The 24711-nt window shown below is 67.3% G+C and carries 19 protein-coding genes; 9 read left to right on the top strand and 10 right to left on the bottom strand.

Annotation, left to right across the window (positions count from 1 at the left end):
- Positions 1-32: 32 nt before the first annotated feature.
- The gene (locus QQA13_RS00640) at positions 33-3599 is read left to right on the top strand and encodes an efflux RND transporter permease subunit (RefSeq protein ID WP_108472192.1); all 3567 of its coding nucleotides are present in this window, start codon (positions 33-35) and stop codon (positions 3597-3599) included.
- A gap of 70 nt (positions 3600-3669) precedes the next feature.
- Here QQA13_RS00640 and QQA13_RS00645 read toward each other — a convergent pair whose 3' ends face one another.
- Positions 3670-4989, bottom strand: a complete 1320-nt coding sequence (locus QQA13_RS00645; RefSeq protein ID WP_286042340.1) for an MFS transporter — start codon at positions 4987-4989, stop codon at positions 3670-3672.
- Between the two features lie 57 nt (positions 4990-5046).
- The gene (locus QQA13_RS00650; protein ID WP_108472190.1) at positions 5047-6003 is read right to left on the bottom strand and encodes a hypothetical protein; all 957 of its coding nucleotides are present in this window, start codon (positions 6001-6003) and stop codon (positions 5047-5049) included.
- A 145-nt stretch (positions 6004-6148) separates the two neighbouring features.
- Here QQA13_RS00650 and QQA13_RS00655 point away from each other — a divergent pair, with 145 nt between their 5' ends.
- The 3 genes from QQA13_RS00655 to QQA13_RS00665 all read left to right on the top strand — a co-directional run bounded on the left by QQA13_RS00655 (position 6149) and on the right by QQA13_RS00665 (position 9688).
- Positions 6149-7531: a M16 family metallopeptidase gene (locus tag QQA13_RS00655; RefSeq protein ID WP_108472189.1), complete on the top strand. Its 1383-nt coding sequence runs from the start codon at positions 6149-6151 to the stop codon at positions 7529-7531.
- A 122-nt stretch (positions 7532-7653) separates the two neighbouring features.
- Positions 7654-9000: a M16 family metallopeptidase gene (locus QQA13_RS00660; protein WP_234411354.1), complete on the top strand. Its 1347-nt coding sequence runs from the start codon at positions 7654-7656 to the stop codon at positions 8998-9000.
- Between the two features lie 166 nt (positions 9001-9166).
- Complete coding sequence (locus QQA13_RS00665) at positions 9167-9688, top strand: acyloxyacyl hydrolase (protein ID WP_108472187.1); 522 nt, start codon at positions 9167-9169, stop codon at positions 9686-9688.
- Between the two features lie 60 nt (positions 9689-9748).
- Here the strand turns inward: QQA13_RS00665 and QQA13_RS00670 are convergent, their stop codons facing one another.
- The 5 genes from QQA13_RS00670 to QQA13_RS00690 form a co-directional block, all read right to left on the bottom strand.
- Complete coding sequence (locus QQA13_RS00670) at positions 9749-11275, bottom strand: DHA2 family efflux MFS transporter permease subunit (RefSeq protein ID WP_108472186.1); 1527 nt, start codon at positions 11273-11275, stop codon at positions 9749-9751.
- Positions 11276-11415: 140 nt separating this feature from the next.
- The gene (locus QQA13_RS00675; RefSeq protein WP_108472185.1) at positions 11416-12615 is read right to left on the bottom strand and encodes an HlyD family efflux transporter periplasmic adaptor subunit; all 1200 of its coding nucleotides are present in this window, start codon (positions 12613-12615) and stop codon (positions 11416-11418) included.
- A gap of 9 nt (positions 12616-12624) precedes the next feature.
- A complete protein-coding gene (locus QQA13_RS00680; RefSeq protein ID WP_108472184.1) occupies positions 12625-14076 on the bottom strand; it encodes an efflux transporter outer membrane subunit in 1452 nt (483 codons plus the stop codon).
- 22 nt (positions 14077-14098) lie between these two features.
- Positions 14099-14557: a MarR family winged helix-turn-helix transcriptional regulator gene (locus QQA13_RS00685; protein ID WP_108472183.1), complete on the bottom strand. Its 459-nt coding sequence runs from the start codon at positions 14555-14557 to the stop codon at positions 14099-14101.
- A gap of 75 nt (positions 14558-14632) precedes the next feature.
- The gene (locus QQA13_RS00690; protein WP_108472182.1) at positions 14633-14887 is read right to left on the bottom strand and encodes a hypothetical protein; all 255 of its coding nucleotides are present in this window, start codon (positions 14885-14887) and stop codon (positions 14633-14635) included.
- 230 nt (positions 14888-15117) lie between these two features.
- Between QQA13_RS00690 and QQA13_RS00695 the strand changes: the two genes are divergently transcribed.
- The 3 genes from QQA13_RS00695 to QQA13_RS00705 all read left to right on the top strand — a co-directional run bounded on the left by QQA13_RS00695 (position 15118) and on the right by QQA13_RS00705 (position 17884).
- Entirely contained in the window at positions 15118-15987 is an 870-nt protein-coding gene (locus tag QQA13_RS00695) for a helix-turn-helix transcriptional regulator (RefSeq protein ID WP_234411353.1), read from the top strand.
- A gap of 120 nt (positions 15988-16107) precedes the next feature.
- Positions 16108-16974 carry an MBL fold metallo-hydrolase gene (locus tag QQA13_RS00700; protein WP_108472265.1) on the top strand — a complete coding sequence of 289 codons (867 nt, stop codon included), beginning with the start codon at positions 16108-16110 and terminating at the stop codon, positions 16972-16974.
- Between the two features lie 52 nt (positions 16975-17026).
- Positions 17027-17884, top strand: coding sequence for an EamA family transporter (locus QQA13_RS00705; protein ID WP_108472181.1), 858 nt, complete (start codon positions 17027-17029; stop codon positions 17882-17884).
- Between the two features lie 46 nt (positions 17885-17930).
- Here QQA13_RS00705 and QQA13_RS00710 read toward each other — a convergent pair whose 3' ends face one another.
- A complete protein-coding gene (locus tag QQA13_RS00710) occupies positions 17931-18737 on the bottom strand; it encodes a hypothetical protein (protein ID WP_159082201.1) in 807 nt (268 codons plus the stop codon).
- A gap of 365 nt (positions 18738-19102) precedes the next feature.
- Between QQA13_RS00710 and QQA13_RS00715 the strand changes: the two genes are divergently transcribed.
- Entirely contained in the window at positions 19103-20704 is a 1602-nt protein-coding gene (locus QQA13_RS00715; protein ID WP_108472180.1) for a S10 family peptidase, read from the top strand.
- Here the strand turns inward: QQA13_RS00715 and QQA13_RS00720 are convergent.
- Positions 20697-21776, bottom strand: coding sequence for a LacI family DNA-binding transcriptional regulator (locus QQA13_RS00720; protein WP_108472179.1), 1080 nt, complete (start codon positions 21774-21776; stop codon positions 20697-20699). The genes QQA13_RS00715 and QQA13_RS00720 overlap by 8 nt on opposite strands.
- Positions 21777-21876: 100 nt before the next feature.
- On the bottom strand, positions 21877-23163 hold the full coding sequence (locus QQA13_RS00725; protein WP_108472178.1) for a sugar MFS transporter: 1287 nt from the start codon (positions 23161-23163) through the stop codon (positions 21877-21879).
- Positions 23164-23589: 426 nt separating this feature from the next.
- Here QQA13_RS00725 and glk point away from each other — a divergent pair, with 426 nt between their 5' ends.
- Positions 23590-24696, top strand: a complete 1107-nt coding sequence (gene glk / locus QQA13_RS00730) for a glucokinase (RefSeq protein ID WP_108472177.1) — start codon at positions 23590-23592, stop codon at positions 24694-24696.
- Positions 24697-24711 lie beyond the last annotated feature (15 nt).

The raw sequence follows: 24711 nt of genomic DNA on the forward strand, positions 1-24711 counted from the left end.
AGTCTGCGTCCGCACCGGCGGACGGAAGCACCATGAACATCTTCGCCCCGCTGATCCGCCGCCCGGTCGGTACCTCGCTGCTCGCGCTCGGCCTGATGCTGGCCGGGTTGTGGGCGTACCTGCTGCTCGGCGTGGCCGCGCTGCCGTCGCTGGATTTCCCGGGTGTGTACGTGGTGGCCAGCCAGCCCGGCGCCAGCGCGCAGACCATGGCCAACACCGTGCTGGCGCCGCTGGAGCGGCACCTGGGGCGCATCCCCGGCGTCGACGAGATGTACGGCAACGCCAACGAGGGCACCGCCTCGGTGATGGTGCGCTTCACCTTCGACCGTACCGCCGACAGCGCCGCCCGCGACGTGCAGGCGGCGATCAACGCGGCCGCGGTCGACCTGCCCAGCGGCATGCCATCGCCGCCGCAGTACTTCAAGTTCGACACCTCGCAGATCCCGATCCTGTTCCTCACCCTGACCTCGACCGGCCTGCCGCAGGACCAGCTGTTCGACCTCGCCGACACCATGCTGAAGCCCGCCGTGGCGCAGATCGACGGCGTGGCGCAGGTGCAGGTGTTCGGCGGCACGCCGCATGCGGTGCGCATCGAGCTGGACAACAACGCGCTGGCGGCGAAGGGCCTCACCACCAACGACGTGGCCAATGCGCTGCGCGCGGCCAACGTCACCTCGCCGCAGGGCACGCTGAGCGACGGCCGCACGCAGATGACGGTCAGCGCCAGCGACGGGCTGCAGACGCCGGCTGAGTTCGCCCGCCTGCTGATCTCGGTGAAGAAGGGCACGCCGGTGCGGCTGTCCGATGTGGCGCGGGTCTACGGCGGCCAGCAGGACGAATACCAGGCAGCCTGGTTCAACGACGCGCGCACGGTCGGCCTGCAGATCAGCAAGCGGCCGGAGGCGAACGCGGTAGCCACGGTGGAGGCGATCCGCGCGCGCCTGCCGCAACTGCGCGCCTCGCTGCCGCAAAACGTGACGATGACGCCGGTGTTCGACCTCACCCAGACCACCAAGTCGGCGCTGCACGAGGTGCAGGTGGCGCTGCTGATCTCGATCGTGATGGTGGTGCTGGTGATGCTGGTGTTCCTGCGCCGGCTGCGGCCGACCCTGATCGCCACGCTGAGCGTACCGCTGTCGCTGGCCGGCGCGTTCGTGGTGATGTGGGCGCTCGGCTACACGCTCAACACCCTGTCGCTGGTGGCGCTGGTGCTGTGCATCGGCTTCGTGGTGGACGACGCCATCGTGGTGATCGAGAACATCGTGCGCCACATGGAGCGCGGCGAGCCGCCGATGCAGGCGGCGCTGACCGGCGTGCGCGAGATCGGCTTCACGGTGATCTCGATCACGTTGTCGCTGGTGGCGGTGTTCGCGCCGCTGCTGTTCGGCAACAACATGCTGGTGATGCTGCTGCGCGAGTTCTCGGTGACGCTGACCGCGGCGGTGGTGATCTCGGCGCTGGTCTCGCTCACGCTCACCCCGGCGCTGTGCGCCTACCTGCTGACCCATGAGCCGGAGCATGCCCAGGCGCCCGGGCGGATCGAGCAGGCGGTGGAGCGCTTCGACCGCAAGCTGTTGCACGTCTACGAGCGCGCGCTGGACTGGGCGATGCGCCATCGCCGGATCATGCGCTGGCAGCCGCTGACCCTGCTGCTGCTCACCTTCGCGCTCGGCTTCGCGGTGTCCAAGACCGCCGGCGGCACCTTCATGCCCGACGAGGACACCGGCCAGCTGCAGGTGGACATCAACGCCGACGCGAACATTTCGCCGGCGCAGATGACCGAGCGCACGCTCGCCGTGGCCAAGATCATGCAGGCCGACCCGGCCGTGCTCGACCAGCTCACCATGCTTGGCCGCGACGGCGGCGGTGGCGGCGCGGTGGGCAACAACGCACAGATGTTCGTCGACCTGAAGCCGCGCGGCAGCGGTCCGGGCCAGCGCAACGAGGGCATCAAGCAGGTGGTCGAGCGGCTGTCCAAATACTACGACAAGCTGCCCGGCGTGAAGGTCTCGGTCAGCGCCGCGCAGTTCCTCGGCGGCGGCGGCAGCGGCGACGGTGGCGGCCAGTACGAATTCCAGCTGGTCAGCACCAATGGCGGCGACCTGCAGCCGTGGGCGCTGAAGATGGTGCGGCAGCTGCGCACGGTCAAGGAATTCCGCGACGTCACCAGCAATTTCGACCAGGTCGGCAAGCAGCAACTGCTGAAGATCGACCGCGAGGCTGCCGGTCGCCTGCACGTCGGCGTCGGCACCATCGACTCCGCGCTGTACAACGCGTTCGGCCAGCGCCAGGTGTCGCAGATCTATTCCGACATCAACCAGTATGCGGTGGTGCTCAGCACCGGCGCGGCACTGAGCGTGAGTCCCGAGTCGCTGCTCAACGTGCACGTGCGCAACGACCAGGGGCGGATGATCCCGCTGTCCGCGCTGGCAACCATCGAGCCGGACATCAGCCCGCTGCGGATACGCCACCACAACCAGCTCGAGGCGGCCACGATCAACTACAACCTGGCCAAGGACGTGCCGCAGGACTTCGGCGTCAAGCTGGTCGAACAGGCCGCTTACGCGGTGGGCCTGCCGGCCGGCATGAAGGTGGATTTCACCGGCGCCAACCAGCGCCTGAAGCAGGCCCAGTCCAACGGCATGGTGCTGCTGCTCGGTTCGATCCTGGCGATGTACATCGTGCTGGGCATTCTCTACGAAAGCCTCGGCCACCCGCTGACCATCCTGTCCACCTTGCCCGCTGCCGGCGCCGGCGCGTTCCTCGCCATGCTGGTGACCCAAACGCAGATCTCGATGATGGCGATCATCGCGATCCTGATGCTGATCGGCATCGTCAAGAAGAACGCGATCCTGATGGTCGACTTCGCCCTCGTCGCCGAACGCGAGCGCGGCTTGTCCGCGCCCGAGGCGATCCGCGAGGCCGCGCTGGTGCGCTTCCGCCCGATCACCATGACCACCCTGGTCGCGATGGGCGCCGCGCTGCCGCTGGCGATCGGCTTCGGCATTGGCTCGGAAATGCGCCAGCCGCTGGGCATCGCCATCGTCGGCGGTTTGCTGGTATCCCAATTGCTGACGCTGCTGAGTACGCCAGCGATCTATTTGTTCAACCATGATCGCCTAGCTCGGCACGCGAGAGGCCTGATGCCGGGGCGCCTACAGTGGCTGGCCATTGGCAGCATCGTGCAGGGCTCCATCCAGTTGTTGGTTGGCGTGTTTGCCCTGTTGATCCCAAGCTTGGCGGCGAAGATGGGCGACAAGGGTTCGATCATCTCGATCGTACTGCTAGTGTTGGGTATGGTATTGCTCACGCTGGGGATTAGGGTGCTACGACACAAACGCCGCGCGCGCTTCGCACTATTCGGGGCGTTTGCCGTGATATTGGGTTTGCCGGTACTGGGGCAACTCATGATGCTGGCGACAGCGCCGCCGGGGGCACCCAGCGGCAACCCACTGGGAATCGTCCTTCCCTTCGTGATTCTGGTCGCCGTGGGCTGGGGCGTGTTTAGCGGACGTACCAAGGCCTATTTCGGCGAGCCGACCGAAGGCTTCTTCGCCCGGCACATGGGACGCCTGAAACTGGCTCGGAGTGGCCGCTGACTTACTCGGCGATTGCCGGCGCGCTGTCCCGAGCGCAAGCCGACTTCGCAGGTTGTCCGTGATATCGCGGTCAGGCCGGCGCGGTCTCCGCTCTTGTCGCGCCGATGCTGCGCAGCGACGAGCTGGTCATGCAACTCAAGGCAATGGCTGTCAGCGTCAGGCCTGCGCCGGTGAACAAGGTCGCCAGCGAGATCACCTTCAGCAGACTGCCGGCGATGGCGGCCGACAGCGGGCCCAGCCCCATGAAGGTGAACATCAGTACGCTCATGGTGCGGCCCATCATCTCCGGCGCCACGCGGCGCTGGATCCAGCTGACGATGGCGATCTGCGCGATGCCGGCGAGCACGCCGACACCGGCCAACAACACGGCGCCGGCCAGGGTCGAGTGCACCAGGGCCATCGTGGCCAGGGCCAGTCCGGCAAGGCTGTCTATGCCCAGCACCATCAGGCCGAGCCGTCCGCGTACCAGCTTCGTCGCGACGCCGGAAAGAAAACTGCCCAGCAGCATGCCGCCACCGTTCGCGGTCATCAGGATGCCCAGCGATGCGGCGCCCAGATCCAGCCGGGTATCGGCCAGCACCGGCAGGCCTACCTGGATCGGGCCGCCGACAAACACGGACACCACGGCGGCGTAGAGGATGAACGCGCGCAGCGGAAGATCGGCCCAGATATTGCGGACACCGCTCGCCACGCTGGCCAACAGGCTGCCGGCCGGTGCCTTCGGATGGTGATCGCTGTGGATGCGGATCAGCATCAGCGAGCCGAGCGAGAACAGGAAGCTCACCGCGTCGATGCCGAAGGCCAGCCCGAGTCCGGCGGAATCGGTCACGCCTTTGCCGTGATCAGCGTGCGCACCGGCACTGATCAGCAGTCCGGCGATCGCCGGGCCGATAATCATGCTCAGCTGGCGCATGCCCATGAACAGAGCGTTGGCCGGTTGCAACTGCTGCGGTTGAATCAGTTGCGGCAGGATGGCCGAACCCGCCGGATAGGCGAACGCGGTAGACAGGCCGATGCCCAGCGCGAGCGCGTAGATCATCCACATCTGGATCGCCCCGGCCACGACCAGCACGGTCAGCAGGCTGACCAGCAAGGCATTGATCCCGCGCGCACCCAGCAGCACTCGCCGCGGCGACATGCGGTCCACTACTGCGCCGCCGATCAGCATGAAGGCGGCACGCGGCAGCGCCATCGCGGCGAGCACCAGGCCGAGTGCCGCCGGATCGCCGGTGAGCTTCAGTACCAGCCACGGCAAGGCGACCAGGGTGAACTGATCGCCGATGGCCGAGATCGTGCTGCCGCCGAAGAGCAAGGTGAAGTTGTGGTTGGCGAACAGCGATGATCGGGTGGCGGCGGACATTGGCATTCTCTGGATGTGTGGCTGGAGCAACGCCCGTGCGGCACTTTGCCGGGCTTGCCGTGTATTTGCGCGTCCGGGACCGTGTCGTCAATCGTGGAAGTGGTGGCGTTGTGCATGCCACCAGCGCCCCCAGACCACGCCGATCAGCATGGAAAGGCCGCCGAACGCGAGCGCCGGTACGCGCGCATCCCCGAGGTCGGTGCGTACGAACGGGTCGATGACCGAGTAGGCCATGCTTGCCGCAAGCAGCACGAAGCCTGCCCTCCAGGCGAACAGCGTCCGGCGATAGATGCCATGGGCGACGAGGAGCATCGCGATGGAAGCAGCCCCGGCGACCATGCGCAGCGTATCGTTTGCATAGTGCGTGATCACGGATCCGCCGGGGCCGCCGCGATAGGTCTGGATGCCGGTGATCGCCGAAACAAGGCCCAGGAACCCGAACAGAACAAACAGCCCGGTCATCGCGTAGATGAAGGTTGGTGTCCCGCCTGCCGCTGCATGGCCGGCAGCCGCCGCGTTCCGGCCTGGCGCGTAGGTATCCGATGGCGCCCGCAGCGCGGTGCATATGACATCAGTGAGCCAGACAGGGTCGTTCCGGGAAAACCACCGGCCCAGCGCCGTCAGCCCGACGCCGAAGCCCATCATGCCGACGGCCGCCAGCGGGAACATGAGGGCCTTCGGCGATGCCGTGGCGGCCACCGAGCCGGCTACCGTGAACAGCGCGAGCATGCCAAACCAGAACGCCATGAATACTTTCACCAACAGCATCATGGTGAAGCGACCGCGGAGCACCACCTTGCCCTGTCGCTGCTCAAACCTGCCGATGAAGAACGGCTTGAACGAATTGCCGACCATCGGAATGACCCGCTGCAACGACACGCGGTTTTCCCTCACCGTGCCGGCAGCGCATTCCTGCGTGGCGAACGGAAACGACCAGTGGCGCGTGGCGGCCCGCAGGCGCTCCACCGATTCGGTCATGCCGAACGCGCTCACGAATTCGACGGGTTCGGAGCCTACCCAGACGTCCTTGATCCAGCGGAACATGCCACCCCCATGACAGGACTCGCGTTTACCGATCATCGCAGATCGTGCGCCATGCCATCCATGCCGGCGGGGCAGGCCGCATGCCACGGGCGCTGCTTGATCCGGCTTGCTATGGTGGCGTCTTTCCGCCGAACGGATGAAACCCATGCGACTGCACCCGGCCGCCTTGCTGACCGCCCTTGCCCTTCTCGCCACCACGCTGCCGGCGCCGCCCGTGGCAGCCGCCGAGCTGGCCATTCCACCGATCCCGTACCACCAGCGCACCCTGCCGAACGGCTTGCAGGTGCTCAGCGTGGAGGACCATGCCAGCCCGAACGTGGCGGTACAGGTGTGGTACCACGTGGGCTCGAAGGATGATCCGCAGGGCCGCTCGGGCTTCGCGCACCTGTTCGAGCACCTGATGTTCAAGAGCACCAAGCACATGCACGCCGAACAGTTCGACCGGCTGACCGAGGACGTGGGCGGCGCCAACAACGCGTCCACCGGCGACGACGTTACCAACTACTTCGAGGTGGTGCCCAGCAACCACCTGCAGACCCTGTTGTGGGCCGAAGCCGAGCGGCTGTCCAACCTCAACGTGGACGAGGCGAACTTCAAGTCCGAGCGCGCGGTGGTGCAGGAGGAATACCGCCAGAGCGTGCTGGCCAACCCGTACGGCAAGCTGTTCAACGCGATCGACCCGCACTCGTACACGGTGCATCCGTACAAGCGCCCGACCATCGGCAGCATCGAGGACCTGGACGCAGCCACGCTGCCGGACGTGATCGCGTTCCATAAAACCTTTTACCGCCCGGACAACGCCACCCTGATCGTCGCCGGTGATTTCGACCCGAAGCAGCTCGATGCGTGGGTCGACCAGTATTTCGGCTGGATCCCGAAGCCGGCCACGCCGATTCCGCAGGTCACTGCGCAGGAACCGGTGCGCAAGAAGAACCTGCGCTACACCGTCACCAGCGAGACCGCGCCGCTGCCGGCGGTGGCGATCACCTGGCTGCTGCCGCCGGCTTCCGACACGGCCGACAGCATCCCGCTCAAGGTCGCCGCCGCGCTGCTGGCGCAGGGCGACTCCTCGCGGCTGTACCAGTCGCTGGTGTACCGCCACCAGGTGGCCCAGCAAGCCGGCGCCGACGCCGACGGTCGGGTCGGCCCGGGCCTGTTCACCGCCTACGCGATCCTCGCCAGCGGCCACTTGCCGGCCGAGGCGGAGAAGCTGCTGCACGAGGAAATCATCTGGCTTGCCACCCAGCCGATTCCCGCCGCCGAGCTGGACAAGGTGAAGACGCAGCTGCTGACCAGCGAGCTGAAGCAGCGACAGACCGCGCAGGGCTTGGCCTTCGCACTGGGCCAGGCGGCGCTGATCGACGGCAGCCCGGAGCACGTCAACACCGACCTGGCCGCGCTGCAGAAAGTCAGCGAACAGGACGTGCACCGCGTGCTGCAGAAATACGTCACCGGCGCGCACAGCGTCACCATCGACTACCTGCCGCAGCCCGCCGGGGCAGCGACGACATCGGGAGCAGCGAAATGAGCCGCCGGATGCATGCCTGCCGTCTGGCCGTCTTTACGGCCATCCTTGTCGCTGCCGGAAGCGCCGCGGCAACCGACTTTCCAGCCACGCCACCCGCACCCGGTCCTGCGCCCAGGCTGAGCGTGCCGACACCGTCGACGCAGACTCTGGCGAACGGACTGCGGGTGGTCAGCGTGCGCCGCGCCGGCCTGCCGCTGGTCACCGCGCAGCTGATCGTGCGCAGCGGCGGCGAGATGGACCCGCCGGCGCTGGCCGGCCTGGCCGACCTCACCGCGAACCTGCTGAGCAAGGGCGCCGCCGGCAAGAGCGCGCCGCAGATCGCCGCCGCCGCCGAGGCACTGGGCGGCTCGCTGGATGCCGCCGCCGGCTGGGACGAAAGCGCGGTCGGCATCACCGTGACCACGCCGAAGCTGGCGCAGGCGCTGGGCTTGCTGGCCGAGGTGGTCAGGCAACCCGATTTCAGCGCGGAGGAGTTGAAGCGGGCACAGGCGCAGGCGCTCGACGACCTGCGCCTGACGCTGAGCCGGCCCACCGCGCTGGCCTCGCTGGCCGCCAGTCGCGGCGTGTTCGGCGATGGCGCGTACGGCCATTCGCGCGGCGGCACGCCGGCCTCGATCGCGCGGATCGGTCGCGCCGATGTGCAGCGGCTGCACGCGGCACTGTACCGGCCGGACAACGCGATCCTGGTGCTGGCCGGCGACATTAGCCCGGCGCAGGCGCAGCAGCTGGCGCAGGCCAGCTTCGGCGACTGGCGCAAGCCGGCCACGCCGCTGCCGGCGCGACCGCCGGGCAAGGCCGCCAGCCAGCTGCCGGCGGTCGTGCTGATCGACCAGCGCGGCGCCGGCCAGGCCGGCGTGGTGGCGGCGCATGCCGCGCCGTCGCGTGGCGATGGCGGCTACTACGTGGGCACGCTCGCCAACGCGGTACTCGGAGGTTCGTACTCGGCGCGGCTGAACGAGGAGATCCGCATCAAGCGCGGCCTGTCCTACGGCGCCGGCAGCAACCTGATGCCACGCCGCGACGCCGGCCTGTGGCTGGCCTCGGCGCAGACCAAGAACCCGTCGGCGGCGCAGGTGGTCGAGCTGATGCTGGGCGAGTTCAGGCGGCTGGGCAGCACGCGGGTTTCGGCCGACGAACTGGCCGCGCGCAAGGCCACCCTGATCGGCAGCTACGGCCGCAGCCTGGAAACCACCGCCGGCCTGGCCGAACAGGTCGGCGAGCTGGCGGTGTACGGCGTGCCGCTGGACGAGATCGGCAAGTACATCGAACAAGTGCAGGCGGTGACACCGAAGCAGGTCCAGAAGTACGCGGACAAGCACCTGGATGCCGGTGCCGGCACGGTGGTGGTGGTCGGCGACGCCGCGCAGTTCGCCGCGGGCATTCGCAAGGCGCATCCGCAGGCCGTGCTGCTGGAAGCGACCGCGCTGGACCTGGACAGCCCGACCTTGCAACCGGCGGGCAGAAAATAACGGCCTTGACCGTGTCGTCACCGAACCCCGGCCATCGTGCCGGGGTTTTTACATCGCGAGGGCAACAATCTGTTGCCGAAATCGCACCAAGAAGGGGCTTCGCCCGGCACCGGCTGTTTTGTAAACTACGCGGTACATAAAAGGATTCCCATCGCGAGGTTGCCCCATGTCCCTTTGTCCCCTCATCCGCAGCGCACTCGTACTGGCCCTGGTCACCGCCGCGCTGCCGGCGGCCGCCACCCGCTTCGAAGTGCAGGCCGGCCGCAGCAACTCCAACGGTTACGGTACCAAGACCGCCTTCGTCGAGGCGGTGTTCGCGCCGCAACCGCTCGGCCAGACCCGCTTCACCTGGTCACCGGATGTCTCGCTCGGCTGGATCGACGGCCGCCGCGTGGCGAGCGACAACAGCCGTTACACCAACCGCGACTCGGTAGCGCTGCTTGCCGCAGGCGCGCGCTTCCATCTGGGCGATACCGGCGACTGGTACCAGCCGCTGTTCTTCAGCGAACAACTCGCCGCCACCAACCACGCCACCCATGCGCTTTCCAGCCACTACCAGTTCGTCAGCACGCTGGGCTGGCAGGCGAAGCATTTCAGCGTGGCGCTCCGGCATGTCTCCAATGGCGGCCTGCATCGCCCGAACACCGGCGAGACGATGGCGCTGGTCGGCGTCGCCTTCGACATCTGACGCCACTCCCACGCGGGGCGGCCCCATGCGGGGGCCGTCCCGTCGATGCATGCCGTGGATTCAGTGGCCGCCGGAAACCGGGCGCGCCTTCGGCGTGAACGGCGGCCTGGCCAGCCAGATCACCAGCACCAGCGCCAGGAAGATCCAGCCCAGCGCGTGGAACACCTCGTTGAACGAGATCTGGTAGGCCTGCTGCGTGATGATGTCGTTGAGCACGCCGGCGGCGGCTTGCTGGTTGCCCTGGCCGACCTGGTGCATCGCGGCCTGCGCCGTCGGGCTGTAGGCGGTGATGTGCTCGGTCAATTGTTCGTGGTGGCTCACCGCGCGGCGCTCCCACAGCAAGGTGGTGAGCGAGGCGGAGAAACTGCCGCCCAGTGTGCGCAGGAAGGTGGCCAGGCCCGAACCGGAGGCGATCTCGTTCTGCTGCAGGTCCGACAGCAGGATGGTCAGCACCGGCATGAAGAACAGCGCCACGCCCAGGCCCTGCCACAGCTGCACCATCGCCACGTGGTAGAAGTCGATGCCGATGAAGAAGTCCGAGCGCATGAAGCAGGTGCCGGCCATCACCACGAATGCGATCGAGGCCAGCATGCGCAGGTCGAAGCGGGTGGCGTACTTGCCCACGAAGAAGGTCAGCAGCACCGGCAGCACGCCGATCGGCGCGGTGGCAAAGCCGGCCCAGGTCGAGGTGTAGCCGAGGTTGCGCTGCAGCCACAGCGGCACCAGCAGGCCGATGGCGAAGAACGCCGCGTAGGCCAGGATCAGCGCGATGGTGCCGGCGGTGAAGTTGCGGTGGCGGAACAGGCGCAGGTCGACGATCGGGTCCTTGTCGGTCAGCTCCCAGATCAGGAACACCGCGATGCCGATCGCCGAGACGATGCTGGTGATGATGATGAAGCTGGAGTTGAACCAGTCCTCGTCGTTGCCCTTGTCCAGCACGATCTGCAGCGCGCCCACGCCGATGATCAGGCTGATCAGGCCGACGTAGTCGACCTTCGGCCGCTCGGTCTTCTCCACTTTCGCGCGCAGCTGGTTGGCCACCACCATGCTGGCGAAGATGCCGATCGGCACGTTGATGAAGAAGATCCACGGCCACGAGTAGTTGTCGGTGATCCAGCCGCCGAGGATCGGCCCGGCGATCGGCGCCACCACCGTCACCATCGCCAGCAGCGCCAGCGCCATGCCACGCTTGGCCGGCGGGTAGATGCCGATCAGCAGGCTCTGCGTGATCGGGTACATCGGCCCGGCCACCGCGCCCTGCAGCGCGCGGAACAGGATCAGCATGCCCATGCTCTGCGACACGCCGCACAGGAACGAGGTCAGCGCGAACAGCAGCGTGCAGGCGGTGAACAGCCGCACCTCGCCGAAGCGGCGGCTGAGGAAGCCGGTCAGCGGCAGCGCGATCGCCATGCTCACCGCGAACGAGGTGATCACCCAGGTGCTCTGGTTGTTGCTGACGCCGAGGTTGCCGGCGATGGTCGGCAGCGACACGTTGGCGATGGTGGTGTCCAGCACCTGCATGAACGTGGCCAGCGACAGGCCGATCGTGCTCAGTGCCAGGTTGGGCGGGCGGAATTCGGTGGTCATCGGGATCGGTCGGGAATGGGAGGCCTTGCTCCTCCCCCTGCGCAGCAGGGGGAGGTTGGGAGGGGGTTGCTCTTGGCACGAAGATCAAGAGCACCCCACCCCAACCCTCCCCTGCGATCCAGGGGAGGGAGCTGCTGGTGTCATTTGCCGCCGGCCATGTTGGCGTGGACGATCTGCCCGATCACCTGGTCGGCCGTGGCCAGTTGCTGCCGATAGACGTCGGTGCTGAAGGCGGGTTTGCTCGGCGATTGCTGCGCCAGCATCGGGCCGCTCTGGTCGTGCAGGCTCACGTCCACGTTCAGCGACATGCCGATGCGCAGCGGATGCTGGCCCAGCTGGGCCGGGTCGTCGAACACGATGCGCACCGGGATGCGCTGCACGATCTTGATCCAGTTGCCGGTGGCGTTCTGCGCCGGCAGCAGCGAGAACGCGCTGCCGGTACCCACGCCCAGGCTCTGCACCTTGCCCTTGTATTCCACCTTGCTGCCATAGACGTCGGACGCGATCGTCACTGGCTGGCCGATGCGCATGTGGGTGAGCTGGGTCTCCTTGAAGTTCGCATCCACCCATACGCCGCGCAGCGGCACCACCGCCATCAGCGCGGCGCCGGGCTGCACGCGCTGGCCGACCTGCACCGAGCGTTTGGCCACATAGCCGTCCACCGGCGCGACCAGGGTGGCGCGCACGTCGTCGAGGAAGGCGGCGCGCAGGCGCGCGGCGGCGGCCTGCACGTCCGGATGCGAGGCGACCACGGTGTCGTCGACCAGCACCTTGCTGGTCTGGTACTGCTGCTGCGCGGTGATCAGCGCGCTTTCCGCGGTGGTCAGCGCGTCGCTGGCGTGCGCCAGTTCCTCGGCCGAGATCGCGCCGGACTTGGCCAGCGCCACGCGCCGGTTGTAGTCGGCGCGGGCCTTGTCCACCGCGGTCTTGCGCGCGGCCACGTCGGCCTGGGCGCCGTTGACGCTGGAATACAGGCCGCGCACCTTGCGCACGGTGTTGGCGAGGTTCGCCTTCGCCTCGGCCAGCGCCACGTCGGCGTCGCTGGGGTCGAGCCGCACCAGCACGTCGCCGGCGTGCACCAGGTCGCCGTCGTCGGCGCCGATGCTGACCACGGTGCCGGGCACCTGCGGGGTGATCTGCACCACGTTGCCGTTGACATAGGCGTCGTCGGTGCCCTCGTACCAGCGGCCGTCGAGGAAATACCACAACGCCCAACCGATCACAGCGAGCAGTACCACGATGCCGAGCAGGCGCAGCAGCGGACCGCGCGGGTTCTTCCTCGGCACGGCCGTGCTCTGGGCCGCGATGCCGCTTGAATCAGGGGTGGACTGGCTGGACATGGGGCTGCCTCAGGAATGCGAAGGGGATGACGACGGGAAGGGAGCTGGCGCCCCGGCTTGCGGCTGGAAGCCGCCACCGAGGGCCTGGATCAATTGCACGGAAAGGTCGACCTGCTGTGCCTGCAGCGCGGCGACGCCGCGGTTGGCGGCGAGCAGTTGCTGGCGCACGACGAGCGCCTCCAGGTAGCTGCCGACGCCGGCCTGGTAGCGCTGCAGCGCCAGTTCCCAGGCCTGCTGCGCGGCGTCCTGCGCACGCTGCTGCGCGGCGAGCTGCTGCTGCACCGACTGCAGCGCGGACAGCTCGTCGGCGACCTGGTTCAGCGCGCCGACCAGGGTCTGGTTGTACTGGGCCACGGCGAGGTCGTACTGCGCATCCTTGCCGGACAGGTTCGCGCGCAATCTGCCGCCGTCGAAGATCGGCAGGCTGAGCGAGGGCCCGACCTGGTAGAACCGACCCGCCAGGCTGAGCGGGTTGCTGCCGCCCATGCTGACCACGCCGGCCATCGCGCCGATGCTGATGTCCGGCAGGAAGGCAGTCTTCGCCACCTTGATGTCCTTGCCGGCGGCTTCGACGCGCCAGCGCGCGGCGACCAGGTCGGCGCGGTGGCCGAGCAGGTCCAGCGGCAGGTTGGGCGGCACCGCCAGCGCGACCGGTGCCAGCAGCCGCGGCCGGGCGATCTGCAGCCCGCGGTCCGGGCCCTTGCCGAGCAGCACCGACAACGACGATCGCGCGGCATCGACCGCGCGTGCCGCCAGCGCCGCGTCCTGCTCGGCGGTGGCTACTTCGGCGTCGCCCTGCTTCAGCGCGATCCGATTGTCGATGCCGGCGGCGACGCGCTGGCGGGTCAGTTCGCGCGACTGCTCCGCGCGTTTCAGCTCGCCGGCGGCCAGATCCTGCTGGGTGAACGCGTAACCGAGCCGGGCGTAGGCGCGGGCGACGTTACCGGACAGCTCGATGCGCGCGGCACGGGCATCGACTTCGGCGGCGCGCGCCTGGCCAACCGCCGCTTCCCACGCGGCGCGCTTGCCGCCCCACAGATCCAGGTCCCACTTGAAGCTGGCGTAGCCGTACTTGGCCAGCGCGAAATGCGCCTTGTCGCCGAGCAGCGCGGCCGGCGGCCGGGCACCGGCGATCGCAGCGCCGCCTGTCACGCCGGGTTCGCGTGCGGCATCGGCGATGCCCGCCTCGGCCTGCGCTGCGCGGGCGCGGGCATCGGCGACGCCGAGCCCCGGGTTGTCGTGCAGCGCCTCGGCGATCAGCGCGTCGAGCTGCGGATCGCCCAGTCCGCTCCACCAGTCCGTTGCCGGCCAGGCGGCGGCCGACAGGTTGGCCAGGCTGCGATCTGCCTTCAATGAGGCAGGGTCGATCGGCGTGCCGTCCGGGTGCAGGCCGCCGCTGCTGGCACAGCCGGCCAGCGCGACGGTCAGGGCGGCGGCAGCCGCAAGTAGATGCAGACGCATGGAAAGATCCAGGGTGAAGGGGTCAGTGCTTGTCGCGAAGCGCGTGCAGCACGCGCTCCAGGTAGTCGTGCAGTTGTACCTGTTCGGCCTCGTCCAGCGAGCGCTGCGCGGCGGTCAGCACGCGGTCGTTGCAGTCGGTCAGCTCCTGCCACAGCGCGTTGCCGGTGTCGGTCAGCTCGATCCGCAGGGTGCGGCGGTCCTGCTCATGCCGGCAGCGGCGCAGGTAGCCCTTGTGCTCGAGGTGGTCGAGCTGGCGGGTCATCGCGCCGCCGTCCAGCTCCACCGAGCGGGCCAGCTCGGTGGCCGACATCGGGCCGAGCCGGGCCAGCCGCTTGAGGATCAGGAACTGGGTGAAACTCAGGTTCAGGCCCTTGGCCGCCAGTTCCGCCTCCATCGCGCGCACGATCTCCGCGCGCACGAGGCCGAGCAGGACGCCCAGGCTTTCCCTGGGGGTGGCGAAGGCGAGCGATTCGGCATTCATGGCCGCGCATTCTATTGCCATGAGTATATTTGTCAAGGCAAATATATGCGTATTCGGTTTTGCTTGGGCAAGCGTTTAGGCAGCGCGGGTGCGGCAGGCCTGCAGTTCGTCATGCACCAGTGCGCGCAGTGCCGGGTCGCGGATCGTGAACAGTTCGAACACGCCCAGTGCCTGCAGGATCGGCAGCAGCGCCAGCAGGCGCGGCTCGGCCTCGCGCCGCGCCGATTCCGGGGTGGCCGGATCCAGCATCAGCTGGGCATGCGCCACGAAATCGGTAAGCGCGTCGGTACGCGACGCATGGACGGGAGTGGGGACGGGGAGTAACGACATGTCGATCTCCTGAGGGGCAGGTACAAGGACGTCGGCGGCTGGCGCGTTGTGACCGGGCGGTGGTGGTGCGGGGTCGGCGGCTGGGGGTGCCGCGGATGCATGGCCGCAGGACCGGCATCGCGCTCACCTGCGGATGCATGACTTGGGGGACAGGCGACGGTAGGTCGCCGCCGCTAGCATGGGAAGGCAGTCCCCACTGCTGGTACTCCCACTACCACCCGGGCATGCCCATGCGCACCTCCATGCAACGCACCGAGCTGAAGGCCTTCCTGCGCGCCCGCCGCGCCGTGCTCACCCCCGAGGCGGCCGGCCTGCCGCGCGGGCCGCGCCGGCTGACCCCGGGCCTGCGTCGCGAGGAAGTGGCGGCGCTGGCCGAGGTCGGCGTCACCTGGTACACGTGGCTGGAGCAGGGCCGCGCGATCAACGTGTCCGCCGCGGCGCTGCAGCGGATCGCGCGTGCGCTGTCGCTGTCGCCGACCGACGAGGCCTACCTGTTCGCGCTGATGGGACTGGCCCGCACCGACGTGCCGGAACACCAGTTCCAGTTGCCGGCGGTGATGCACCAGGTGCTGGACCTGTACCAGGCGCCGGCCTTCGTGCTGGACACGGTGTTCAACGTGCTGGCCTGGAACCGCATGGCCGAATGCCTGTACGGCTTCGGCGATTCCGGCGACTTTGGCGGGCCGTTCGCCGACAACCACCTGTGGAACGCGTTCATGAACCCGGCGCGGCGGCGGCTGTACCCGGATTTCGAGAACGGCGCGCTGAACCTGCTCGGCATGTTCCGCATGAACCAGGCGGCGCATCCGGAAGACCCGCGCTTCCACCAGCTGATCGAGGCGCTGGGCGCGGCCAGCGCCGAGTTCGTCGAACTGTGGCAGCGCTGCCACACGGCGCCGCTGAGCGCGATTACGGTGCCGTTCTTCCATCCCGAATTCGGCGACCTCAGCATCCACTCGATGCGCCTGCCGATCCGCGACGGCGACCACGTCGACCGCGCCACCGCGTTCTTCTTCGCGCCGGCGAACGCCGCCACGGCGGCCAGCTTTGCGCGCGTCGCGCGGCGCCTCGCCGCGGAGCAGGCCGCGCAATCGGCATGATGCGGCGAGCGGTCGCGCAGGGGCGATAATCCCCACGCCCGTATCCGCAGGAAACCAAATCATGGCCCTCATCCCGGCGCCTTGCGCGCCCCGGTCACCACGCAGTGGAAGGAGATGACGATGCATCGTCCCGAGATACATGCATTCTTCGACGAAGCCAGCCATACCTTCAGCTACGTGGCATGGGACCCGGCCACGGGCAAGGCGGCGGTGTTCGACAGCGTGCTGGATTACAACGCCGCGTCCGGGCGTACCGGGCACGCATCGGCCGATGCGCTGATCGCGTTCGTACGGACGCAGGGGCTCGATGTGGACTGGGTGATCGACACCCACGTGCATGCCGACCACCTGTCGGCGGCACCGTACGTGCAGGCGCAGCTGGGCGGCCGGCTCGGCATCGGCGAGCACATCCGCGACGTGCAGGACACGTTCGGCGAGCTGTTTCATGCGGGCCCCGGCTTCAAGCGCGACGGCAGCCAGTTCGACCACCTGTTCAAGGACGGCGAGCGCTACCTGGTCGGCGGCATCGAGGCGGTGGCCATGCACACGCCCGGGCACACACCGGCGTGCATGACCCACCTGCTCGGCGATGCGGCCTTCGTCGGCGACACCTTGTTCATGCCCGACTACGGCACCGCGCGCTGCGATTTCCCCGGCGGCGACGCGCGCACGCTGTACCGCTCGATCCAGCGCATTTTCGCCTTGCCGCAGGAAACCCGGGTGTTCCTCTGCCACGACTACAAGCCTGCCGGCCGCGACGTGTTCGTGCACGAGACCACGGTCGGCGCCGAGCGTCGCGACAACATCCACGTGCACGACGGGATCGGCGAAGATGAATTCGTGCGCATGCGCAGCGCGCGCGACGCCAGCCTGGCGATGCCGGCGCTGATCCTGCCGGCGGTGCAGGTGAACATGCGCGCGGGCCAGCTGCCGCCGGCCGAGGCCAATGGCGTGCGCTACCTGAAGATTCCACTGGATGCGTTTTGAGCGGGCGCCGATGCGGCGGCAGACTGACGGTCTACCGTCATCGGAGTAACGCATGATCTACGTCCTGCTCAGCGTGCTGTGCAGCGTGCTGGTGTCGGTGCTGCTTAAGCTGGCGCGCCGGTTCCAGCTCGACGTGGGTCAGGCGATCGCCTGGAACTACGTGGCCACCGGCGCGCTCACCGCGTGGCTGCTGCAGCCGTCGCTGGTCACGCTGCGTGCACCGGGTGCGCCGTGGCTGGCACTCGCCGCGCTGGGCATCCTGCTGCCGACGATCTTCCTGGCGCTGGCCGCCTCCGTGCGCCATGCCGGCATCGTGCGCAGCGACGCGGCGCAGCGCTTGTCGTTGCTGCTCTCGCTGCTTGCTGCGTTCGCGCTGTTCGGCGAACGGCTCACCGCGTTCAAGGCGTTGGGCATCGTGCTGGGCCTGCTCGCGCTGCTGTGCATGGTCTGGCGCAGCGGGCAGAGCGCGGCGGAACGCGGCACCGCCGGCTGGTTGTATCCGCTTCTGGTGTTCGGCGGTTTCGGTGTGATCGACATCCTGTTCAAGCGCGTGGCGCAGGCCGGCGTGCCATTGGGCGCCTCGCTGCAGGCGATGTTTGCGCTGGCCCTGCTGGTCGCCTTCGCGCTGCAGCTGTGGCGGCGCGCGCGCGGACAGATCCGCTTCACCGCGCGCAACGCACTGGCCGGTCTGCTGCTCGGCCTGGGCAACTTCGGCAACATCCTGTTCTACCTGCGCGGCCACCGGGCGCTGCCGGGGCACCCGGCGCTGGTGTTCGCCAGCATGAACCTCGGCGTGGTCGCGCTGGGCGCGCTGGTCGGCCTGCTGCTGTTCCGCGAACGGCTGAGCCGGCTCAACCTCGCCGGCGTGGCGCTGGCGCTGCTGGCGATCGGGGTGATCGCGCGGGGGTGATTGGTGGCGCCACGGAATGCATGCGGATTTAATTGCCTCGGTCCCTTTAAATCGAAATCTGACAAGTGGCGTTAATTTGGTATTCCTTCAAGTTCGTCACCTGTCCAAGAAGGCTTTGACCGGTTGAATTAAGAAAATCCATATTCAATATAGAGCAGTATACTTTCTTTGCATCACCGCTCAATGGATCACCACCCATCAGATAACGAAGCATACCAAGGGATCTGCGCTTATCAACCGCAGCGTAGGCCAATCCCGCGTTGTAGCGGTAAGATTGTTTGTCAATCAATTTCAATTGATTGCCAACCTCCGCCGCCTCAAACAAATATATCGCGCCAAGTCTGCTTGGGGCTGAAATATATGAAGACTGTATGTTCGTAATGATTTTTCCCAGGCAAACATTCACATCGGGCACAACCCATGCCTTACACCTTGCATTTAGCAGGTTCAGGCCAGCATCTGGAGAATTTAGGTATATCTCAGAAAAGGCCTGAGCTGCTATATATCTATTGCGAAGTGAAGGATCTACATGGGATAAGTCATTAGCTACCACCGACGCATACCATTTCTTATTTATTCGCTTAAAATTATGCATGTATTCCAGCGTGTCATATATTATGTACTGAGTCAAAAGAAAGTTTGATTCATATGCATCCGCGTCAGCCATTCTCTTGGTCCATGTAACAGCCTCGATCTCTTTTCCCGAATTAAAACTCTCTATCGACTTATTTCGCAGCTGGCTGACGGGCGTGCTCTCACGGCCGGCGCATCCAGCAACAAGGAACAATAGAAAAATGGATAAAGCATTTTTGATGTAACTCATCCGTCGAGTACAGAGCAGTTTAGCGCCCATACACCACTCCATTTGTCATCTGCTGAAATAGCAGACTCGTCTGAACGGCCGTTTGATAGTAGCCGGAACAGGGTCAGGTCCACTTATGCAGCGGCCACGACCACGATCAGCCTGATTCCTTGGCTGTGGCCAGCTCCCCCCGGCAACCTCGGCCCCGATTTTCACGTTACATCGCCTCCGTCCCCGACCGCGGCATGCTCGGGTCAGGACATCGCCAAACGCCCCATCGTCGCCCCTTCATCATGCTCCAAGTGCGCCCCGCCGTTTTCGCGCAGTGACTTCTGGGCTATGAAATCGCGCGGCCGTGGTGCCTATGCTGCAACGCTTCGGGGCGATGGCGTCCCAGTCACAGGGGACTCCGGACCATGCGCAAACTTCCTTTCGTCGCGGCGTTGTCCGCGCTGCTGCTGAGCGCGGTCGCGATCGCCGCCCCGGACAAGAAGGACGACAAGGCCAAGCCTGAGAAGCCCGACGCGGCGCTGGTCGAGCCGCAGTCGTCGGCCAGCGAGGGTTCGGTATCGGTCGAGGGGCATCGCATCGACTACAAGGCGGTGGCCGGCACCCTGGTGCTGCATGGCACGGGCGACAAGGAAGACGAGCCGCAGGTCAGCATGTTCTACGTCGCCTATTTCAAGAAAGGCGTGGCGGCGGCGAAGCGGCCAGTCACCTTCATCTACAACGGCGGTCCCGGTTCGGCCACGGTGTGGTTGCACATGGGCGCGTTCGGGCCGAAGCGGGTGGTGACCAGCGACGACAGCCACACGCCGGCGGCGCCGTACGGACTGGTCAACAACGATTACAGCCTGCTCGACGCCTCCGACCTGGTGTTCATCGACGCCCCCGGTGCCGGCTTCAGCCGGCTGATCGCCGCCGACGCGGACAAGTCCAAGCGCGACGAGCAGATGAAGGAGCGCCGGAAGGCGACTTACGGCGTGGATGGCGATGGCCATGCGTTCGCCCAGTTCGTCACCCGCTTCCTGTCGAAATACGACCGCTGGAACTCGCCGAAGTACCTGTTCGGCGAAAGCTACGGCACCACCCGCTCGGCGGTGCTGGCGAACACCCTGGAGAACGAGGACAGCGTCGACTTGAACGGGGTGATCCTGCTCTCGCAGATCCTCAGCTTCGACACCAGCATCGACGGGCCGGAGTTCAACCCGGGCATCGACCTGCCGTACGAACTGGCGCTGCCGACCTTCGCCGCCACCGCGTTCTACCACCACAAGCTGCCGCAGCAGCCGGCCGCGCTGGAGCCGTTCCTGCGCGAGGTGGAGCAGTACGCGCTGGGCGATTACGCGCAGGCGCTGATGGCTGGCTCGCGCCTGGATGACGCGCACAGGCAGGCGGTGGCGCAGAAGCTGCACGAGTACACCGGCCTGCCGGTGGCCTACTTGCTGAAGGCGAACCTGCGCGTGACCGGCGGCATGTTCGAGCACGAGCTGCAGGCCGATGGCGACGTCACCACCGGTCGGCTGGACAGCCGCTTCGCCGGGCCGTCGATCGACCCGCTGAGCAAGGATTCCGAGTACGACCCGCAGTCCTCGGCGATCAGCTCGGCCTACGTGGCCGCGTTCAACGACTACGTGCGGCGCGACCTGAAGTTCGGCCAGGGCCGGCAGTACCGGCTGTTCGCCGACATCGACCACTGGGACTTCTCGCACAAGGCGCCCGGCGTGCACGGCGAGGCGCTGCAGTCCTCGACCAACGTGATGCCGGACCTGGCCATGGCGATGAAGACCAACCCCAACCTCAAGGTCTACCTGCACGGCGGCTACTACGATCTGGCCACGCCGTACTTTGCCGCCGACTACGAGATGCACCACCTGCCGATCCCGGCCGGCCTGGAGCGCAACATCAGCTATGCGTGGTATCCGTCCGGGCACATGGTGTACGCGCACGAGACCTCGCTGAAGCAGCTGCACGACAACGTCGCCCGCTTCATCGGGCAGACCGACAACGTCAAGTAGCCGGCTTGCGTCGGCCGCCGGCGCCGCGCCCGGACGGCGCGGCGTGCCGCGGCGCGGTGGAGCCGCGCACCACCAGTTCCGGGCTGAAGCCTTCGTTGCGGTTGTCGATCGGTTCGCCGTTGGCCGCGCGCTGCAGGTCGCCGATCAGCCGTTGCGCGGCATGCCGCGCGATCTCCTCGGTGGCCTGGCGGGCGGTGGTCAGGGCAGGCCACGACTGCTTGGAGAACGGGCTGTCCTCGAAGCCGGCGATCGACAGTTCGTACGGCACGTTGATGCCGTCGGAGTGCGCCGCGGCCAGCACGCCGGCGGCGATCTCGTCGTTGGAGCCGAAGATCGCACTGGGCCGCTCCTTCAGCGCCAGCAGTTTGCGTGCGCCGCGGAAGCCGTCGTCGAAGGTGTAGTCGCCGGGCACGATCAGCTTGCGGTCGAGTGCGATGCCGTAGTCCTTCAGTGCATCCTCGTAGCCCTGGTAGCGCTCCTGGCTGGAACGGTGTTCACGGCCACCCCACAGGAAACCGATGCGCTGGTGGCCGAGCTGGATCAGGTGCTCGGTGATCGCGTAGGCGGCGTCGCGGTCGTCGACGTAGACGCAGGGCGAGCCATCGGCGGGATCCTTGCGCGCGGAGATGATCCGGATGAACGGCACCTTCGCCGCGTTCAGCGCGCCAATCAATTCCGGCTGCTCGGACATCGGCGGCGCCAGCACCAGCCCGGCCAGGCGCGAGCGATGCACCAGCTCGCGCAGTTCCTCGGCCAGCTTCGGCGAGGACGCGTCGCACGGATGGATCTGCAGGCCGAAGCCGCTCGAACGGCACGCCGCCAGCGCGCCACGCTGCAGGTTGATGATGTAGTGCGCGTTGGGATTGTCGTAGACCAGGCCGATCGCATAGGCACGCGTGCTGCGCAGGCTGCGCGCGGAAGGGTCGGGCTGGTAGCCGAGCGCGTCGATCTCGCGCTGCACCTTCTCGCGCGTGCGCGCATGCACCGAAGGTTCGTTGTTGATCACGCGCGAGACGGTCTTCAGCGAGACGCCGGCCCGTTCTGCGACGTCCTTGATGGTGGCGCTGCGCACCCGCTGAACCTCGTGTATCGAAAGGGTTGGTCGCCGGTCGCGCCAGGGTGCCGGCGGCGCCGCACGCGTCGGTGCGGCGGCGCGAACATCCTAGCTTAGTTCACGTCGCCCGGTGCTGGCCGACGCGGTGGCCGGCCAGCCCGTAGTACAGGATGTACAGGTAGCACGGCACCATCAGCAGCGCGAACGCGAGCTGGAAATCGACGTGCTGCTTCAGGTGCACGAACAGCTGCGGCACCACGGCGCCGCCGGCGATCGCCATGATCAGCAGCGCCGAGCCGCGTTCGGTGAGGCTGCCCAGGCCCTTGATCGCCAGCGGAAAGATCGCCGGCCACATCATCGCGTTGGCGAAGCCGAGCGCGGCGACGAAGCCGACCGAGACGTAGCCGTGGCTGAGGTAGGCGCCGATCGAGAACAGCACGCCGAGCACCGCCGAGATAGCCAGGTAGCGCTGTTGCGACACGAAGCGCGGGATCAGCAGCAGGCCGGCGACGTAGCCGATCAGCATGCCGCTCAGGGTGAACGCAGTGAAGATCTTGGTGCGCTCCAGCGGCAGGTGGAAGCCGGCGCCATAGGTGCCGATCGCATCGCCGGCCATCACCTCCACGCCGACGTAGAGGAACAGGCACAGCACGCCCAGCCACAGGTGCGGGAAGCTGAAGATGCTGCCGTGCTTGTGCCCGATCGCCCGTTCGCTGTTCGCGCCGTCGGGCTGGATCTCCGGCAGCGACGAGCGTGCGATCCAGATCGCCAGCAGCACCAGCAGGCCGGCCATCACCATGTACGGCAGGTGCACCTTGCCGGCGAACGCGTTGAGCAGGGCTTCGCGTGCTTCCGGCGTCGGCGCCGCCTGGACCTGTTCGCCGAAGGTGCCGATGCCGCTGAGTACCAGCGCGCCGAACGCGAACGGTGCGATCACGCCGGCGGCCTTGTTGCAGATGCCCATGAACGCGATGCGCTGCGCCGCGCTGTCGATCGGCCCGAGGATGCTGATGTACGGGTTCGACGCGGTCTGCAGCAGCGACAGCCCGGCGCCGATCACGAACAGCCCGGTCAGCGCGCCGGCGAACTCGCGCCAGCTGACGAACTGGCCGAACAGCACCGCGCCGATCGCCATCACGAACAGGCCCAGCGCCATGCCCTTCTTCATGCCGGTGCGGCGCAGGATCAGCGACGCGGGCAGCGAGAACACCAGGTACGACACGTAGAACGCCGACGGCACCAGGAACGCATAGACATCCTCGACCTGGAACGCCAGCTTGACGAAGGTGATCAGCGGCCCGTTGAGCCAGGTGACGAAACCGAAGATGAAGAACAGCAGGCCGATGATCAGCATCGGGCCGAGGTGGGTGCGATCGGACGGCGCCGCCGCCAGCGTGGTTGCCATGGATGGTTCTCCCCGGAGTCGCCGTGCCGCGCCGGTCGGGTGACCGGGACAGGCAGGAATGTCTCTTTAATTGCCGAAAAGTGCAACGTTGTCAATCCATCGCCCTGCTTGGCCCCGGGCGCATGGTCGTGGCCGCACCGTTTGGACGGCCATCGCGAGCCACCATTGTGGCGATGCAGCAGGTCGCGGCCTTATGACGTAATTGCATGTATATGCGCTTTATAAAGCTATCTATGCGGTCTCATGACGCGCGGCTCAGGAGTGCCATGACAGCTATGTTGCGTCGCCGTATCGAATGTCCGAAAAATTATTGTCTGCCCGGTTGACAACGTTGTCATTTTGACAGCAGACTCCGCTCGAATCAGGCCGTACCCGGCGCGCGTCTGCGCGGCCGGGTCGGGGAGTCACCGGCCACGGGAGAACGTAGTGGGGGAAGTCGCGAACCAGCGTCATGCGGCGGCAGTGTCGGCGACGGCCGTGGCCGGGGCGTCGGCAGCGGACGGAGTCGGCGCGTCAGGGCCGGGTCCGCAGCAGCCGTTCCTGGCCGCCGACGTCGGCGGCACGCATGCGCGCATCGGTCTGGTCGTCGGCAATGCGAACGGCCGTCGCCCGGTCAGCGTGCTGCACTACCACCGCTACGGCTGCGCCGACTGGTCCGGCCTCGCCGCGATGCTGCAGGATTTCGTCGCGCAGCTGGCGCACACGCCGCATGCAGCGCTGCGCGGCGAGTTGCGTCACTGCGCGGTGGCCTGCGCCGGCTACGTGCTGGACGACGCGATCGTCAACGGCAACCTGCCGTGGCCGGTGTCGATCCGCGAAATCCGCGACGGCCTCGGCATCCAGCGGCTGGCGGTGATCAACGATTTCGAGGCGGTCGCCTACGCCACCCAGTTCATCGCGGTCGACGAGACCCGGTCGATCATCGAGACCACGCAACCGGCGGCCAGCGGGCCGGTGTTGGTGATGGGTCCGGGCACCGGGCTGGGTTCGGCGGTGCTGCTGCCGGACCGCCCGCGCGCGCATGTACTGGCCACCGAGGCGGGCCAGGTGTCGCTGGCGCCGGGCAACGAACGCGAGATCGAGATCCTGCGCCTGTTCCGCCGCGAACGCGCGCACGTGTCGTTCGAGGATGCACTGTCCGGCCCGGGCCTGCTGAAACTCTACGGCGCGCTGTGCGAACTGCGCGGCAGCCGTTCGTGCCTGCTGACCCCGGCCGAAGTCACCGCCGCCGCACTGGCCGGCAGCGACGGCGCCGCGGTGGAAGCGCTGGAGGTGTTCTGCGGCCTGCTCGGCAGCTTCGTCGGCGACCTGGTGCTGCTGTACGGCGCCCGCGGCGGGGTCTACCTGGCCGGCGGCATCCTGCCGCAGATCCAGCCGTTCCTGCTGTCCAGCAGCTTCGCCGAACGCTACTTCAACAAGGGCGTGATGCGCGCCTATCTGCAACAGGTTCCGGTACGACTGATCGAGCACGGCCAGCTTGGTGTCATTGGCGCCGCAGGCTGGTTTCTGGATGAGCGTTCATCAGGAGAGTGAGACCAACGCCATCCG

Source organism: Rhodanobacter thiooxydans (genome assembly GCF_030291135.1).
GTDB lineage: Bacteria > Pseudomonadota > Gammaproteobacteria > Xanthomonadales > Rhodanobacteraceae > Rhodanobacter > Rhodanobacter thiooxydans_A.

What these genes read in the sequence shown, in the direction of transcription:
- QQA13_RS00685 (WP_108472183.1), bottom strand. Translation starts at nt 14,557, where the DNA reads ATGAATGCCGAATCGCTCGCCTTCGCCACCCCCAGGGAAAGCCTGGGC.
- QQA13_RS00670 (WP_108472186.1), bottom strand. Translation starts at nt 11,275, where the DNA reads ATGACCACCGAATTCCGCCCGCCCAACCTGGCACTGAGCACGATCGGC.
- QQA13_RS00650 (WP_108472190.1), bottom strand. Translation starts at nt 6,003, where the DNA reads ATGTTCCGCTGGATCAAGGACGTCTGGGTAGGCTCCGAACCCGTCGAA.
- QQA13_RS00665 (WP_108472187.1), top strand. Translation starts at nt 9,167, where the DNA reads ATGTCCCTTTGTCCCCTCATCCGCAGCGCACTCGTACTGGCCCTGGTC.
- QQA13_RS00715 (WP_108472180.1), top strand. Translation starts at nt 19,103, where the DNA reads ATGCGCAAACTTCCTTTCGTCGCGGCGTTGTCCGCGCTGCTGCTGAGC.
- QQA13_RS00640 (WP_108472192.1), top strand. Translation starts at nt 33, where the DNA reads ATGAACATCTTCGCCCCGCTGATCCGCCGCCCGGTCGGTACCTCGCTG.
- QQA13_RS00710 (WP_159082201.1), bottom strand. Translation starts at nt 18,737, where the DNA reads ATGGGCGCTAAACTGCTCTGTACTCGACGGATGAGTTACATCAAAAAT.
- QQA13_RS00680 (WP_108472184.1), bottom strand. Translation starts at nt 14,076, where the DNA reads ATGCGTCTGCATCTACTTGCGGCTGCCGCCGCCCTGACCGTCGCGCTG.
- QQA13_RS00725 (WP_108472178.1), bottom strand. Translation starts at nt 23,163, where the DNA reads ATGGCAACCACGCTGGCGGCGGCGCCGTCCGATCGCACCCACCTCGGC.
- QQA13_RS00690 (WP_108472182.1), bottom strand. Translation starts at nt 14,887, where the DNA reads ATGTCGTTACTCCCCGTCCCCACTCCCGTCCATGCGTCGCGTACCGAC.
- QQA13_RS00655 (WP_108472189.1), top strand. Translation starts at nt 6,149, where the DNA reads ATGCGACTGCACCCGGCCGCCTTGCTGACCGCCCTTGCCCTTCTCGCC.
- QQA13_RS00700 (WP_108472265.1), top strand. Translation starts at nt 16,108, where the DNA reads ATGCATCGTCCCGAGATACATGCATTCTTCGACGAAGCCAGCCATACC.
- QQA13_RS00705 (WP_108472181.1), top strand. Translation starts at nt 17,027, where the DNA reads ATGATCTACGTCCTGCTCAGCGTGCTGTGCAGCGTGCTGGTGTCGGTG.
- QQA13_RS00675 (WP_108472185.1), bottom strand. Translation starts at nt 12,615, where the DNA reads ATGTCCAGCCAGTCCACCCCTGATTCAAGCGGCATCGCGGCCCAGAGC.
- QQA13_RS00695 (WP_234411353.1), top strand. Translation starts at nt 15,118, where the DNA reads ATGCGCACCTCCATGCAACGCACCGAGCTGAAGGCCTTCCTGCGCGCC.